Source organism: Yersinia sp. 1252 StPb PI (assembly GCF_048593885.1).
In the GTDB taxonomy this organism is placed as follows: Bacteria; Pseudomonadota; Gammaproteobacteria; order Enterobacterales; family Enterobacteriaceae; genus Yersinia; species Yersinia enterocolitica_E.
The window spans coordinates 1-15,006 of sequence record NZ_JAZGQE010000126.1 but is presented as its reverse complement, the minus strand read 5'-3'; the positions used below and the strand labels follow the sequence as shown (position 1 = coordinate 15,006).

Genomic DNA, 15,006 nt, shown 5'->3' with positions numbered 1-15,006 from the left:
TATCTCTATCTCTATCTCTATCTCTATCTCTATCTCTATCTCTATCTCTATCTCTATCTCTATCTCTATCTCCCTTTTACCTGTAATAAGCTCAGCTTTATTTTCGATACATCCCGCACAGGCGTTGTTAGCTATGTAACAAGATAAAACTATTCGCGAAGCCGCTCTGAACTTCCACTTTTTGTACTGGCTACATCATCCATCAACAGAGAAAATCAGCATATTCACGATGAGGCAAGCGGATGGCAATGAGGCTATCTGGCAGTAATACAAGGGATGGCTTCTTATCACTTTATCAATCGATCATGCTGCGGCCGCTATTGCCACTGGCTTCTTACCCCTTATTTTTCTACCTCAGTTGCCAGGAACTCTCATCACTGTGGGGCTGCTAGGGTTGGGGGGACTGGTATGGTTAAGTGGGCGTATCTACTGGCAATGTGTGGCATTAGTCATCATCAGCTTTGCGTGGGGAAGTTGGCACGGAAATAGGGTATTAATGCAAATTGAGGCGTTAACTCAAGGTGAGCAGCAAGTTATCGCCACTATAAAGAATGCCTATCTGACATGGGGAGAAGGGAATAAGGTCCTGTTGGGCATTCAGCAAGTTAATGGGCAAAGAGTATTTCCACCGATTGCAGTATCAGTAAAGTGGCCGGAGAAGCTTGAGCGCTATTGTGCTGGGCAGCAATGGGCGTTGAAGCTACGAATGCGGGCGGTGCATAGCTTACTCAATGAAGGGGGTTTTGATAGCCAACGCTGGGCTATAGCCAACCAGCGTCCATTGCAAGGGCGAGTGATTAAGGCTGAATTGCGTGATGCCCATTGTAATCTCCGCCAACGGGCCATCAGTGTTATTGAACAACAGCTACAGCAGTATGACCAGCGGCAGATACTGCTAGCTTTAGCTTTTGGTGAAAGAGAACAGTTGAACACACACCAGTGGGCGCTTTTTCGTAATACCGGAACGGCGCACCTGATGGCGATATCGGGTTTGCACATCGGGCTAGCGGCGCTGTTTGGCGGGATACTGGCTCGTGGGATCCAGTTATTTCTACCTGTTAGTTGGGTCGGTCCCGTGTTCCCGCTGCTGATTGGCTGGTTTGTGGCAATGGTTTATGTTTGGTTGGCGGGCGCGAATCCACCCGCGATGAGGGCGGCTATAGCATTAACCCTATGGTTACTGCTGAGGTTGTTCGGTATTTTATGCAGCGCCTGGCAAGTGTGGCTCTGGGTGTTGGCGCTAATATTACTCAGTGAACCACTGGCGGTACTATCAGACAGTTTTTGGCTCTCCTGTCTGGCTGTATTCAGTCTGATATGTTGGTTCTATTGGGTGCCAATTACTCAGCGTTTTAGGGGCGGATGGTTTGGGCTGACTATCCGCTGGTTCCATTTGCAATTTGGTATGATGCTACTATTGATGCCACTACAGATAGGCCTATTTCATGGCGTCAGCTTGTTTTCTATCGCTGCAAATTTGTGGGCAGTGCCTATCATATCCCTGCTTACTGTGCCTTGCGTATTGTTGGCCTTGGCCTGCATACCATTGCCTACCGTAGCTGGCCTGTTTTGGTTCTTGGCCGATATATCGCTTTGCGCGGTACTCTGGCCACTCAATCACCTAAAAACCGGTTGGTTGCATACTGGGTTAGCATCCGTTGCTGTGGCTTATGCGGGGTGGCTGGCAATACTTATTTGGCGTTTTCAGTGGTGGCGAAGCTATCCAATTGGGGTGATAGTCCTGTGTGTCAATTTGGTGTTATTCACTCAGCGGCGTGATGATTATCGCTGGCGCGTTGATATGTTGGATATTGGGCACGGTCTGGCAATAGTGATAGAACGTGCAGGGAAAGCAATTATCTTTGATACGGGCAATCGTTGGCACACCAGTAGCATGGCAGCCGCGGTTATTCTCCCTTATTTACGTTGGCGGGGCATTGTGGTTGAGCAAATTATCCTTAGCCATGATCATCTTGATCACACCGGAGGGCTAGCTGAGTTAAAGGCGGCATTCCCGCAGGCGAAAGTCCGTGCACCTTTCTCCTTAACTGGTCCGATAGCGGGTTTGCCCTGTCAGCAAGGCGTGAAATGGCAATGGCAAAATTTAAATTTTGACGTTTTATGGCCGAGAACTCAGGTGATTAACGCCCAAAATGATGACTCATGTGTTATTCGCATTGATGATGGCAAACACAGTCTGTTATTGACGGGCGACCTTGAAACACGGGGAGAGCGACAGTTAGTTAAAAATTATCGTACTAAGCTAGCCTCAACATTGCTGCAAGTTCCCCACCATGGCAGCAATACCTCTTCAACCGGCCCATTTTTGCGGGCAGTGAAGCCAGAATTGGCTTTTGCTTCCGCTGCACGCTATAACCAATGGCACCTGCCAGCTAAAAAAGTGATTAAACGCTATCAAAAAAATAGCATTATTTGGCGTGATACCTCGGTATCCGGGCAGCTAACTGTGTATTTTTACAGCGATAGTTGGCAAATTAGGGGCTATCGGGAACAAATAATGCCACGTTGGTATCACCAGCGGTTTGGCGTTGGAGGCCATAATGAGTAGAATGGGCCGCTATTTCTTCTGGTGCTGGTATTTGCATGATGAATGATAAAGATCTATCCACATGGCAGACGTTCCGTCGCCTCTGGCCAATGATCTCTCCTTATAAGACCGGTCTTGTTGTCGCGGCGATAGCATTAATCCTTAATGCCGCCAGTGACACGTTTATGCTGTCGTTACTAAAACCTTTGCTCGATGATGGTTTTGGTAAAGCGAATAGCTCAATTTTAAAATGGATGCCGTTGGCTGTTATCGGTTTGATGGTGGTTCGTGGAATAACCGGCTTTATTTCTAGCTATTGTATCTCATGGGTCTCTGGTCAAGTCGTGATGTTCATCCGCCGCCGCTTATTTAGCCATATGATGGGGATGCCGGTATCCTTCTTTGACCAGCAATCGACTGGCACGTTGTTGTCCCGTATTACCTATGATTCTGAGCAGGTAGCGGCATCGTCTTCTGGCGCATTGGTTACAGTGGTGCGTGAAGGGGCCTCTATTATCGGTTTGTTTATCATGATGTTTTATTACAGCTGGCAGTTGTCGCTGATTTTAATCGTCATTGCACCGATTGTTTCTGTTTCTATCCGGTTAGTCTCTAAGCGTTTTCGTAATATCAGTAAAAATATGCAAAGCACCATGGGAGAAGTGACCACCAGTGCAGAGCAAATGCTGAAAGGGCACAAAGAAGTGTTGATCTTTGGTGGCCAGAAAGTTGAAACCGAGCGTTTTGATACCGTCAGTAATCGCATGCGTCAGCAGGGGATGAAGCTGGTTTCTGCTTCTTCCATTTCTGATCCCATCATTCAGTTGATTGCTTCATTTGCGTTGGCGTTTGTGCTGTATGCGGCAAGTTTCCCAAGTGTGATGGAAACCCTGACAGCGGGTACCATCACTGTGGTGTTCTCGGCAATGATTGCTCTGATGCGCCCGTTGAAGTCCCTTACCAATGTGAATGCACAGTTCCAGCGTGGGATGGCAGCTTGTCAGACGCTATTTGCTATTCTGGATATGGAACAGGAAAAAGACGAGGGGAAACTGGAAGTTGAGCGGGCTAAAGGTGAAATAGAATTCCGCCATGTCACGTTCTACTACCCAGGCAAAGACACCCCAGCACTGAATGATATCAATATGCACATTGAAGCGGGTAAGACCGTGGCATTGGTAGGGCGTTCAGGCTCAGGTAAGTCAACTATCGCCAATTTACTGACCCGGTTTTATGATGTCAGCGAAGGCAGTATCTTGATGGACGGGCACGATTTGCGAGATTATCGGCTTGGTGCCTTGCGAAACCAAGTCGCCTTGGTGTCGCAAAATGTTCATCTGTTCAATGATACGGTTGCCAATAATATCGCTTATGCCCGTGACGAGCACTATAGCCGCGCTGAAATCGAAGAAGCCGCCCGAATGGCATATGCCATGGACTTTATCAATAAAATGGAATTTGGCCTTGATACTGTTATTGGCGAGAACGGTGTGATGCTCTCAGGTGGGCAGCGTCAGCGTATCGCTATCGCTCGTGCGTTATTGCGCGATTGCCCGATACTGATTCTGGATGAAGCTACCTCAGCGCTGGATACTGAATCTGAACGGGCGATTCAGTCCGCATTGGATGAGTTGCAGAAAAACCGTACTTCACTGGTTATTGCCCATCGCTTATCTACGATTGAAAAAGCCGATGAAATTTTGGTCATTGAAGAGGGGCGCATTGTCGAGCGTGGTGTACATGCAGAGTTGTTGGCGCAACATGGTGCCTATGCCCAACTTAATCGTATGCAGTTTGGCCAATGATTGAGCGTATCTGGTCTGGGCGGTCTCGGCTGTATCTGTTACTGCTGCCACTATCTTGGTTATACGGTGCGGTCACAGCACTTATCCGGGCCAGTTACTCACTTGGCTGGCGTTCTGCCTGGCGCTCACCGGTCCCGGTGGTTATTGTCGGCAACCTTACTGCTGGCGGAAATGGTAAGACACCGGTCGTTATCTGGTTGGTGGAACAGCTACAACTACGGGGTTACCGTGTTGGGGTGGTGTCTCGTGGCTACGGGGGCAAATCTACGGTGTATCCGCTACTGCTATCCAATGAGACATCCACGGTGCAGGCAGGTGATGAGCCGGTTCTGATATATCAGCGTACTCAGGCACCGGTCGCTGTCTCACCAACGCGCTCAGATGCCATCAAAGCGTTACTAAAAGCTCACACTTTGGACTTCATCATCACCGACGATGGATTGCAACATTATGCGCTACAGCGTGATTTTGAGCTGGTGGTGATCGATGGTGTGCGTCGTTTCGGTAATGGTTGGTGGTTACCGGCAGGCCCGATGCGTGAACGGGCGGGGCGTTTGCACTCAGTGGATGCGGTAATCACCAATGGTGGTATTGCCGCCAGCGGAGAAATACCGATGCAGTTGGTGGCGCGGCAGGCAGTCAATCTGGTTAGCGGTGAGCGATTGCCCGCACAGCAACTCCAGCATGTCGTTGCAATGGCGGGTATTGGCCATCCTCCTCGGTTCTTTACCACCTTGAATTTACTGGGTATTGAGCCTAAGAGTAAGCATGCTTTTGCTGACCATCAGGATTATTCATTAGCACAACTTAGTCCGCTAACGAGTGGCCCGCAAATATTATTGATGACTGAAAAAGATGCAGTCAAGTGCCGGGCTTTTGCTCAGCCTAATTGGTGGTACCTGCCGGTAGATGCACAGTTACCGCCGGATCAGGCTGAACAATTGCTGTTGAACATTCAGGCATTATCACGCCACGCCAGGTAGCCCACTTTATAGACTCAGCAGTGTTAGCTTGAGGGATGCCGCGCACGCCACAATTGAGCGCTGCTGGGTTTCTTCATATAGCTGTAGTTCATCAATTACCGTGGCTCCCAGCGCCAGCTGGAAATCCTGCTTGCTGGAGTGCCCCGCAAACTGGCTGTGACCACTATCCCCTAAATTTGATTGAAAAATACCTGCTGCGCTGACGGGGAGAAAATCCTCATAAACTAAAGGCTCATATTGGATAAATTCCCCGTCAATCAATTGGTCTAATGTCAGGTTTTGCATTGATTCAGTAAGGGTACTTAGCCCTCTCTCGGTAGGGAAATAGCGAAAGAAAGCGAGCTGTTCAGCGCGCATTGTCGGGTAGTCATCTGGGAACTGGCTAAATTTCTCTTTGAGAATCGCCATGTATTGCAGGGCATTTTTTTCATTCACGGGAACCTGTAGTTGATCTTGTGCCGCCTGTAGCAGGCAGTCATAGAGATTACGCCCCTTCGCTGTCAGCGCTGCCCCCCGTTGTTCTATTTCACCAAAACGGGCGGTGTGATGCCCTTGAATGAGTCGACCATCTGTTGCGACAAACGAAACCTGTTCCTCAAGGGCTTTAAAGCTGGTTTGCCGTAATAATATTGGACAGCGGCGCGGAGGTGGCCCTTCGATCACCGCTTTAGGGGTAATCTGATGTTCTGGCATCGCAATTTGTACGGCATCGATATGCAACGTTCGTGGCGTTAGGTGGTTAATATGGGGTCCTTTGAAAGCCACCACATCGGCAATTAAACGATGCTGATCGTGCAGTTGTTGGTAAACATCAGCACTTACTGTCGCTTGATTATGCCAGCGGAATGTCTCTAATGACTGAGCAATAAAGTCATCGGCTTCATTGCTGGTCAGCCCGCCAGAAATTTCATGCTGAGTAATTAGTTCGATAGCCCGTGGGGTAAATATCACTCTTTTTGCCAGAATATCGGCAGCTTGTTGCCGCAGCTCTGGTTGTTCAATTAATTCAAGGCGCAATAATGAGGTGAAAATTCTAAATGGGCAGGTTTGCAGCGAAGCTTCATGGACAGCGCGGAATGCCGTCGAGTGAACCGGAACCCCAGCCGGGGCCAGGTCATAATAACCAACAGGCAGCATACCCATCACCGCAAACAGGCGGCGCAGGGTCGCAAGTTCAGCGGCGGTTCCCACTCGGATAGCACCGTGTCGCTCCATGTTCAGGCGCTCAATCTCTCCGGTCTGGCGTAAATGGCGGGTAAGTTCCGGTTGCTGACCCATAGTTTGGTTGTTGATATCAGCAACCAGTTGTAACAAGGCTCCGTATAGCGGTACTTCATCCTGATACATATCCGACATGGCACTGGAGAATCTGGCGCGAATCTCATCGGGATGGACAAACGGTGGGTGAGTCATAATCGGATAGCTCCTTCATGCTTATTCAGTTTTTAGTCTAGATTGATATCGATAAATAATGGGGTAAGCAGTGGAGAATATTGGTTTTTTATGCGTGGCATCCCATTGATGCTACTTACTGACCGACCTTCCCAGATAAAATAGTTGCGCGGCATGGTATTTTATGAGTTAATAGCCGCTGGCCTGTGCTACAGACCTATTTATGTGTAAGAGTGTTCGAGACTAAAGTAAAGCAGTTCCTCCCAGACGTTATCTTGTTGATGCCGCTCCAAAGACGAACCTTCCAGTATCTCTGATAGTAACTCCCATAAGTAATGTTCTGATGCAGGCCCGCTATTACTCATAGCGCGAGTGCCTTATGGCAGATTTAATGTTATTTGAAAGTAGAAGTTGAAGGTGAAGTTTATGTCTAAGAAGACAGGTCAGGTTAAGTGGTTCAACGAAAGCAAAGGTTTTGGTTTTATTGAACAGCATGATGGCGGTAAAGATGTGTTTGTTCATTTCTCCGCGATCGCAACTGATGGTTTCAAAACCTTGGCTGAAGGCCAGCGTGTTGAGTATACCATCCAAGACAGCCCGCGCGGGCCGGCTGCTACAAACGTTGTTGCTCTATAATTTAAGAGAAATAATGTTTAGATTATCTTAGAAAGTGATGATGCCGATGTGCTAATCATCGATCTGGATAGCAAAATTCTAAAGCCCGCACTTATGCGGGTTTTTTCATAAAATCAAGCTCATAGAGGTTTAATCAGAAAACTTTAGGATGGGCAACTGCATCTAAACAATAAATAAAAATGAGTTGTTAGGATGCCCAGTAAAAGGAAATTTATTATGACGTTAAAAATGGGTCGCGTGAAATGGTTCAACCAATCAGAAGGTTACGGTTTCATCTCGCCACACGATGGTAGTTTGGATGTGTATGTCAGCAAGACGGCTATCGCCAACACCAAAAATAAATCACTCAGTGAAGGGCAGGACGTTGAATTCTCTACTTATCGTAGTATTCACGGGCCGTCAGCAGCAGATGTGATCGCTTTCTAAGTATACGACGACGATCAACTCGTTTTCTAAGCAAACGGCTACCTTTTGGTAGCCGTTTGTATTTATACCCTTGGGTATTTTTGGCCTCTATTCGACAGGTTGTTTTGTCGCCGGGCAGCTTTTGCAGGTGCTTCTATTTGTTTTTATGCGGCTTAGTTGCTGAAGTTAGCAAACAGCGCAATAATTTTATGGAATACTTTCATCTCTTACTCGATATGCCTATTTATGTGATGTGAGTCACAAAATTCTACTCCTCGCTATTCAACATATCAATAACAAAACCAGCATTTATCCCACGAGATAGCTATCTATATTTACTTATGTAGTTGCTAATTAACATAACTCCTTGTTATTAATCGCTGATAGCGCAGGCAGCATCGGTACAGTTAACCTGCTTCAGCAGATATGGTATCCTCGAGCACTTTCCTGCTGGCTAAACTCCATTCTGGAGGATGTATGGACCACCGTTTACTCGAAATCGTTGCCTGTCCGGTTTGCAACGGCAAGTTGTATTTCAATAAAGAAAACCTTGAATTGGTATGTAAAGCCGACAATCTGGCTTACCCGGTGCGCGATGGCATTCCGGTATTGTTGGAGAATGAAGCCCGCCCACTGTCAATTGATGAGAAGCACGCATGAGTTTCATCGCTATAATTCCCGCTCGATATGCTTCAACCCGGTTACCCGGCAAGCCATTGGCTGATATTGCGGGCAAACCGATGGTAGTTCATGTGATGGAACGAGCAAAGGCATCGGGCGCGTCACGGGTGATTGTGGCAACAGATCATCCTGAGGTGGTGAGAGCCGTTGAGGCCGCCGGTGGTGAGGTATGTATGACCCGTGCCGATCATCAATCTGGCACCGAGCGCTTAGCCGAAGTCATTGAACTCTATGGTTTTGCCGATGATGATATTATCGTAAATGTCCAAGGGGATGAACCTCTGATACCCCCGGTAATTATCCGTCAGGTGGCTGATAATCTGGCCGCTTGTCGTGCTGGCATGGCAACATTAGCGGTGCCGATTGAAAGTAGCGAAGAAGCATTTAACCCTAATGCGGTTAAAGTGGTGATGGATGAGCAAGGCTACGCGCTCTATTTCTCCCGCGCGGCGATCCCATGGGAAAGAGAGCGTTTTGCTCAGTCAAAAGAGACTATCGGTGATTGTTTCTTACGCCATATTGGTATTTATGCTTATCGTGCAGGTTTTATCCGCCGTTATGTTAATTGGGCACCGAGCAAACTCGAACAAATCGAGCTATTAGAGCAACTTCGAGTACTGTGGTATGGCGAAAAGATCCACGTCGCGGTAGCAAAAGCGATACCCACGGTTGGGGTTGATACTCAGGCTGATCTGGATCGGGTGCGCGCTATCATGCTTCATCAGTAACCATTACGGGCACCGAACTGTTTGCGCCAGGCCCAATTGGGCCTGGCGTTTTTACTTTGTATCCGATAGTTTGATTTTTATTATCAATAATAGTTGATCTGCATTCTGGAAATCTCCCGCCCGTCATCCCATTATGAACCATCAATTTCGCCAGATAATTGGACTGAGCATAATGGAACAACTGAAAGCTGAATTAAGTGTGGTGCTCGGGGAATCTATCACCCGCCTCGAACGTATCAGCGAGCAGCCCTATGCCCACCTGTACGCGATGTATAACCAGCAGGGGCAGGCAATCCCATTACTGGCGAAGAGCTATGTTTGTCAGGGGATAGCACAGCAAGAGGCGTATAAACTTTCCATGCTGGCTCGGGAAGGCGATATCCGGTTACCCACCGTGTACGGACTGGTGATGACCCACCAATCCCCGTATAAAGAAATTCTGTTGATGGAGCGTTTACGTGGTGTTTCGGTGGAGGCACCGACTCGGACGGGGGAACGCTGGGATGCTTTGATGGATCAGATAGTTGAAGGTGTACTGGCATGGCATCGCATTGATAGCCACGGTTGTGTGGGTAATGTTGATAGCACCCAGGAAAATGATTGGTTCAGTTGGTATCAGCAACGAGTTGAAGTGTTGTGGGCGACCTTGTCTAATATGAATTCACCGGTTATGACATTGGAAGACCGTGCGATACTTTACCGTGCGAAGGCGTCATTAACGGCACTTTTTGCCGGTTTTGATGACAGCTCAGTGCTGGTGCACGGCAATCTGACTCTTCGCAGTATGTTAAAAGATGCGCGCAGCGATCAGTTGCTAGCGATGCTTAATCCAGGCCCGATGTTGTGGGCTCCACGAGAGTATGACTTGTTCCGCCTCAGCGAAGAGGGCATGCCTAGTCAGCTATTCTATCGTTATCTCAATAAAGCACCGGTCTCTGAATCCTTTGTTGCCCGCCGATGGCTCTATACCCTTTGGGAACTGGTGGCTCGCTTTATCCATACCGGGAATCTGGATCGTGCTGTATTTGATAATGCCGCCCGGCAACTCATCCCTTGGTTAAACTAATTTATTCACCCTTGCTATCCCCGCTTAATTTTTGCCACAACAGCCCCAATGTTTCATACCAGGCACGTTCGGTGTGGCCTAAATAAGCCGCTGCTGGAATAGCACGCTCCCAGCTATGCAACGGTGTAGTGATGGCTAACTGATTTGCAGGCGCGGGGATTGGATGTAACCCAATGGCGGTAAAGAATTTAATCGCTCGGGGCAGATGATTTGCCGAGGTGACCAGCAGAAATGGTTTATCACCCACCAGAATGGCCACCGCCGCGGCTTCTTCAACGGTATCTTTCGGTTGCTCTAACGCAATAATATTCGCCACCGGAACACCTAAGCTTTCTGCCACCTGAGCTGCTGTTGTTGCACTGCTTTGGTTGTTCGGACCCGCACTGCCAGTAAAAACCATTTTTGCGTTAGGATGTGCACGATACAACCTGACACCCTCAGTGACTCTTGGCAGGCTATTTGCGAATAAATTGGCGCTTGGTGCCCAATTCGGATTAAACGTGTAGCCGCCACCGAGCACAACAATGTAATCTACCGGGTCGTTTCCCTGATAAGTCGCGTATGACTTTTCCAGTGGCAATAGCAGGCGGTCAGCGACAGGTTGCAGGCTAATAAGCAATAATACCAGCCAACTCAACGCAAAAAGTGTTTTGCCACTTTTCTGCCAGCGGGTAAACCACAATAAAATGAGTGCCAGCCCCATGATGATGAGTAACAAGGGCAGGGGCATTAATAAGCCGCCAACAAACTTTTTTAAGGTGAAAAGCATAAAAATAGGGCCCTTTTGGCTGAAAAACCGGCATTTGGCGCTGATTACAGGCCAAGAGGATTTATTCTAAGTCAGGCTGTGCCAAAATAGCAGGTTGGTAGGCATTCTTTTTACTGTGGCTATTGATTTGCGAGGTTCTATCAAGCAAGGGCGGCAAATCAATAGTGATAGCGGAGCAGTTGTTCATGCAGGATCGCAATTTCGATGACATTGCTGAGAAGTTTTCCCGCAATATCTATGGTACGACGAAGGGAATGATTCGTCAGGCGGTGGTTTGGCAAGATATCAGCGGGCTGTTAGCGCAGCTGCCACCACGCCCGTTGCGGATTTTAGATGCGGGCGGTGGCGAAGGGCATATGGCTTGCCAACTGGCGGCATTAGGCCATCAGGTCCTATTATGTGACCTGTCAGCGGAGATGATCCAGCGCGCGAAAGCCGCTGCCTTGGAAAAAGGTGTGAGCCACAACATGCAATTTGTACAAAGTGCGGCTCAGGACATCACCCAACATTTAGAACAGCCGGTTGATCTGATATTGTTCCATGCGGTTTTAGAATGGATTGCAGAGCCTCAACACGTTCTGCAAATACTCTTTAATGCGTTGACTCCCGGCGGCGCGCTCTCATTGATGTTTTTCAATGCCAATGGATTGGTGATGCGTAATGCGGTATTGGGTAACTTTCAGTTGGCGTTACCGGGTGTAAAAAGGCGTAGGCAGCGTTCGCTATCGCCGCAATACCCTTTAGATCCACCAACGGTATATGGTTGGCTTGAGCAAATGGGTTTATCCATTAGCGGTAAGACGGGAGTACGGGTGTTTCACGATTACATGAAAAATAAACAGCAACAAGTTGATGAGTTTGCTGAATTATTGGCGTTGGAACAGCGCTATTGCCGGCAGGAGCCCTTTATCAGCCTGGGGCGCTACGTGCATGTCTCGGCGTTTAAGCCAAATCTGAAGGACCCATTATGAGTGACTTTTCCCAGACAGTACCCGAACTGGTCGCCTGGGCGCGGAAAAATGACTTTTCGATTACTCTGCCCACAGATCGTTTGGCCTTTCTTTTGGCTATTGCCACGTTAAACGGTGAGCGGCTGGATGGCGAAATGAGTGAAGGGGAGTTAGTTGATGCATTTCGCCACGTCTGTAAAGGTTTTGAGCAGACCCATGAAACCGTGGCCGTGCGCGCGAATAATGCTATCAATGACATGGTGCGCCAGCGGTTACTCAACCGTTTTACCAGTGAAATTGCCGATGGTAATGCCATTTACCGCCTGACGCCGTTAGGCATTGGTATCACTGACTACTATATCCGGCAGCGCGAATTCTCCACCCTGCGCCTGTCAATGCAGTTATCGATTGTCGCACAAGAGCTACAACGGGCGGCCGAAGCGGCCGAAGAGGGGGGCGATGAATTCCACTGGCATCGTAATGTTTTTGCCCCGCTAAAATATTCAGTTGCTGAAATTTTCGACAGCATTGATATGACGCAACGCTTGATGGACGAGCAGCAACATAGTGTGAAGGAAGATATCGCCGCGTTGCTGAATCAGGATTGGCGGGCGGCTATTGCCAGTTGTGAAATGCTGTTGTCAGAAACCTCCGGCACACTGCGTGAATTACAAGATACGCTGGAAGCGGCAGGTGATAAACTTCAGGCTAACCTGTTACGTATTCAAGAAGCCACTATCGGCAATGCGGGTCTGGATCTGGTGGATAAGTTGGTCTTTGATTTACAAAGTAAACTTGACCGCATTATCAGTTGGGGCCAACAAGCGATTGATCTGTGGATCGGCTATGACCGCCACGTGCATAAGTTTATCCGTACTGCGATTGATATGGATAAAAACCGTGTCTTTGCCCAACGCTTGCGCCAGTCAGTGCAGAATTATTTTGATAGCCCATGGACTCTCACCTATGCCAACGCTGATCGCTTGCTGGATATGCGCGATGAAGAACTGGCGTTGCGCAGTGAGGAAGTTACCGGGGAGCTGCCACCGGATCTGGAATTTGAAGAATTTAATGAGATCCGTGAGCAATTAGCCGCCCTGATTGAGCAGGCGTTGTTGGTATACCAGCAACAAAAGATGCCACTTAATCTGGGGGAAGTGATGCGCGACTACCTCGCGCAATATCCGCGTGCTCGTCATTTCGACGTGGCTCGTATCCTGGTCGACCAGGCAGTTCGCCTTGGTGTGGCCGAAGCCGATTTCTCAGGGTTACCAGCAGAATGGTTGGCAATCAATGATTACGGAGCCAAGGTGCAGGCACATGTCATCAACAAATATTGAAGTAGTAATGCCCGTTAAACTGGCTCAGGCATTGGCCAACTCACTGTTTCCAGCACTTGACAGCCAGTTACGTGCCGGTCGTCATATCGGGATTGATGAACTGGATAATCATGCTTTCCTGATGGATTTTCAGGAGCAACTGGAAGAGTTTTATACCCGTTATAACGTGGAGTTAATCCGTGCACCGGAAGGTTTCTTCTATCTGCGCCCCCGTTCTACCACGCTGATTCCACGCTCGGTGCTATCTGAGCTGGATATGATGGTTGGCAAGATCCTTTGTTATCTGTATCTCAGCCCTGAACGTTTGGCCCATGAAGGCATTTTCGCGCAGCACGAATTATACGAAGAGCTGCTAAGTCTGGCCGATGAGAGCAAATTGCTGAAGTTTGTTAACCAGCGCTCAACCGGGTCGGATTTGGATAAGCAGAAGTTGCAGGAAAAAGTAAGAACGTCACTTAACCGGCTGCGTCGGTTGGGTATGATCTACTTTATGGGCAATGACAGCAGCAAGTTTCGTATCACTGAAGCGGTATTCCGCTTTGGTGCTGATGTGCGTAGCGGCGATGACCCACGGGAAGCCCAGTTACGCATGATCCGTGATGGCGAGGCCATGGCGGTGGAAAACAGTCTGTCACTCCATGATGAAAGCGATGAAACTGACATCACCATGGGTAATGCAGCGGACAGTGCAGAGGATGAACAGGAATGATTGAACGCGGTAAATTTCGCTCGCTGACCTTGGTTAACTGGAATGGTTTTTTTGCCCGGACATTCGATCTTGATGAGCTGGTAACCACCTTATCTGGCGGCAATGGTGCGGGTAAATCCACCACTATGGCCGCTTTCGTTACAGCACTGATTCCTGACCTGACACTGCTGCACTTTCGTAACACCACCGAAGCCGGTGCTACCAGTGGTTCCCGTGATAAAGGTCTGCACGGCAAATTGCGGGCCGGGGTCTGTTATTCAACGCTGGATGTCGTCAACTCCCGCCACCAACGTGTGGTTGTCGGGGTGCGGTTGCAACAAGTGGCAGGGCGTGACCGCAAGGTTGATATTAAGCCTTTCACCATTCAGGGGCTGCCGACGGCTATCCAACCTACCCAGATTCTTACCGAGGTGGTGGGTGAGCGTCAGGCGCGCGTCCTGTCATTACAAGAGCTGAAAGAGCGCGTCGAAGCAATGGAAGGGGTGCAGTTCAAGCAATTTAACTCCATCACTGACTACCACTCGCTGATGTTTGATTTGGGTGTGATTCCAAAGCGTTTACGCTCTTCTGCCGATCGCAGCAAATTTTACCGTTTGATAGAAGCATCGTTGTACGGTGGTATTTCCAGTGCGATTACCCGCTCACTGCGTGATTACTTATTGCCAGAAAACAGCGGCGTGCGCAAAGCCTTCCAGGATATGGAAGCGGCATTGCGTGAAAACCGTATGACCCTTGAGGCTATTCGTGTCACTCAATCTGATCGTGATTTGTTTAAGCATCTGATTTCAGAGGCAACGTCCTACGTTGCTGCTGACTATATGCGTCATGCCAATGAGCGGCGGATCCATCTTGATGGCGCATTGGTATTGCGCCGTGACTTGCTGACCAGCCGCAAGCAATTGGTGACTGAGCAGTATCGTCATGTGGAAATGTCGCGAGAATTAGCCGAGCAAAGCAGTGCGGAATCGGATCTGGAAACAGATTATCAGGCGGC

General features: G+C 48.7%; 14 protein-coding genes. 12 read left to right on the top strand and 2 right to left on the bottom strand.

The genetic code is table 11. The annotated features are described in order from the left end of the window. Positions 1-286: 286 nt before the first annotated feature. Genes V2A85_RS16590 through lpxK form a run of 3 tightly spaced genes read left to right on the top strand, consistent with a single transcriptional unit; the run spans position 287 to position 5,336 of the window. Positions 287-2,569 (top strand): ComEC family protein, encoded by a 2,283-nt coding sequence (locus tag V2A85_RS16590; protein ID WP_420071876.1) that lies wholly within the window; start codon positions 287-289, stop codon positions 2,567-2,569. 35 nt (positions 2,570-2,604) lie between these two features. After that, entirely contained in the window at positions 2,605-4,353 is a 1,749-nt protein-coding gene (msbA, locus tag V2A85_RS16585; protein ID WP_083158440.1) for a lipid A ABC transporter ATP-binding protein/permease MsbA, read from the top strand. Then, positions 4,350-5,336 (top strand): tetraacyldisaccharide 4'-kinase, encoded by a 987-nt coding sequence (lpxK, locus tag V2A85_RS16580; protein WP_420071875.1) that lies wholly within the window; start codon positions 4,350-4,352, stop codon positions 5,334-5,336. The genes msbA and lpxK overlap by 4 nt, the downstream gene beginning before the upstream one ends. Before the next feature lie 6 nt (positions 5,337-5,342). Here lpxK and V2A85_RS16575 read toward each other — a convergent pair whose 3' ends face one another. Then, positions 5,343-6,749 (bottom strand): VOC family protein, encoded by a 1,407-nt coding sequence (locus V2A85_RS16575; RefSeq protein WP_420071874.1) that lies wholly within the window; start codon positions 6,747-6,749, stop codon positions 5,343-5,345. Positions 6,750-7,154: 405 nt separating this feature from the next. Between V2A85_RS16575 and cspE the strand changes: the two genes are divergently transcribed. The 5 genes from cspE (at position 7,155) to V2A85_RS16550 (ending at position 10,244) form a co-directional block, all read left to right on the top strand. Next, complete coding sequence (gene cspE / locus V2A85_RS16570; RefSeq protein WP_372559332.1) at positions 7,155-7,364, top strand: cold-shock protein; 210 nt, start codon at positions 7,155-7,157, stop codon at positions 7,362-7,364. A gap of 216 nt (positions 7,365-7,580) precedes the next feature. Continuing rightward, positions 7,581-7,790: a cold-shock protein gene (locus V2A85_RS16565; RefSeq protein WP_005159937.1), complete on the top strand. Its 210-nt coding sequence runs from the start codon at positions 7,581-7,583 to the stop codon at positions 7,788-7,790. A 456-nt stretch (positions 7,791-8,246) separates the two neighbouring features. Then, positions 8,247-8,429: a Trm112 family protein gene (locus tag V2A85_RS16560; RefSeq protein ID WP_004700032.1), complete on the top strand. Its 183-nt coding sequence runs from the start codon at positions 8,247-8,249 to the stop codon at positions 8,427-8,429. Then, positions 8,426-9,178 (top strand): 3-deoxy-manno-octulosonate cytidylyltransferase, encoded by a 753-nt coding sequence (gene kdsB, locus V2A85_RS16555; protein ID WP_420071873.1) that lies wholly within the window; start codon positions 8,426-8,428, stop codon positions 9,176-9,178. Before V2A85_RS16560 ends, kdsB begins: the two co-directional genes overlap by 4 nt. Before the next feature lie 172 nt (positions 9,179-9,350). Next, on the top strand, positions 9,351-10,244 hold the full coding sequence (locus V2A85_RS16550; protein ID WP_372559330.1) for a YcbJ family phosphotransferase: 894 nt from the start codon (positions 9,351-9,353) through the stop codon (positions 10,242-10,244). A gap of 1 nt (position 10,245) precedes the next feature. Here V2A85_RS16550 and elyC read toward each other — a convergent pair whose 3' ends face one another. Continuing rightward, entirely contained in the window at positions 10,246-11,013 is a 768-nt protein-coding gene (gene elyC, locus V2A85_RS16545) for an envelope biogenesis factor ElyC (protein WP_420071872.1), read from the bottom strand. A gap of 185 nt (positions 11,014-11,198) precedes the next feature. Here elyC and cmoM point away from each other — a divergent pair, with 185 nt between their 5' ends. The 4 genes from cmoM to V2A85_RS16525 all read left to right on the top strand — a co-directional run. After that, positions 11,199-11,984: a tRNA uridine 5-oxyacetic acid(34) methyltransferase CmoM gene (cmoM, locus tag V2A85_RS16540; protein WP_372559328.1), complete on the top strand. Its 786-nt coding sequence runs from the start codon at positions 11,199-11,201 to the stop codon at positions 11,982-11,984. Then, positions 11,981-13,303 (top strand): chromosome partition protein MukF, encoded by a 1,323-nt coding sequence (gene mukF / locus V2A85_RS16535; RefSeq protein ID WP_102970391.1) that lies wholly within the window; start codon positions 11,981-11,983, stop codon positions 13,301-13,303. Before cmoM ends, mukF begins: the two co-directional genes overlap by 4 nt. Beyond that, the gene (gene mukE, locus V2A85_RS16530) at positions 13,284-14,012 is read left to right on the top strand and encodes a chromosome partition protein MukE (protein ID WP_042568220.1); all 729 of its coding nucleotides are present in this window, start codon (positions 13,284-13,286) and stop codon (positions 14,010-14,012) included. Before mukF ends, mukE begins: the two co-directional genes overlap by 20 nt. Next, on the top strand, positions 14,009-15,006 hold a 998-nt coding region (locus V2A85_RS16525), incomplete at its 3' end, for an ATP-binding protein (protein ID WP_420071871.1). The genes mukE and V2A85_RS16525, both read left to right, overlap by 4 nt.

What these genes read in the sequence shown, in the direction of transcription:
- kdsB (WP_420071873.1), top strand. Translation starts at nt 8,426, where the DNA reads ATGAGTTTCATCGCTATAATTCCCGCTCGATATGCTTCAACCCGGTTA.
- elyC (WP_420071872.1), bottom strand. Translation starts at nt 11,013, where the DNA reads ATGCTTTTCACCTTAAAAAAGTTTGTTGGCGGCTTATTAATGCCCCTG.
- lpxK (WP_420071875.1), top strand. Translation starts at nt 4,350, where the DNA reads ATGATTGAGCGTATCTGGTCTGGGCGGTCTCGGCTGTATCTGTTACTG.
- V2A85_RS16565 (WP_005159937.1), top strand. Translation starts at nt 7,581, where the DNA reads ATGACGTTAAAAATGGGTCGCGTGAAATGGTTCAACCAATCAGAAGGT.
- V2A85_RS16560 (WP_004700032.1), top strand. Translation starts at nt 8,247, where the DNA reads ATGGACCACCGTTTACTCGAAATCGTTGCCTGTCCGGTTTGCAACGGC.
- V2A85_RS16575 (WP_420071874.1), bottom strand. Translation starts at nt 6,749, where the DNA reads ATGACTCACCCACCGTTTGTCCATCCCGATGAGATTCGCGCCAGATTC.
- msbA (WP_083158440.1), top strand. Translation starts at nt 2,605, where the DNA reads ATGATGAATGATAAAGATCTATCCACATGGCAGACGTTCCGTCGCCTC.
- mukF (WP_102970391.1), top strand. Translation starts at nt 11,981, where the DNA reads ATGAGTGACTTTTCCCAGACAGTACCCGAACTGGTCGCCTGGGCGCGG.
- cspE (WP_372559332.1), top strand. Translation starts at nt 7,155, where the DNA reads ATGTCTAAGAAGACAGGTCAGGTTAAGTGGTTCAACGAAAGCAAAGGT.
- cmoM (WP_372559328.1), top strand. Translation starts at nt 11,199, where the DNA reads ATGCAGGATCGCAATTTCGATGACATTGCTGAGAAGTTTTCCCGCAAT.
- mukE (WP_042568220.1), top strand. Translation starts at nt 13,284, where the DNA reads ATGTCATCAACAAATATTGAAGTAGTAATGCCCGTTAAACTGGCTCAG.
- V2A85_RS16550 (WP_372559330.1), top strand. Translation starts at nt 9,351, where the DNA reads ATGGAACAACTGAAAGCTGAATTAAGTGTGGTGCTCGGGGAATCTATC.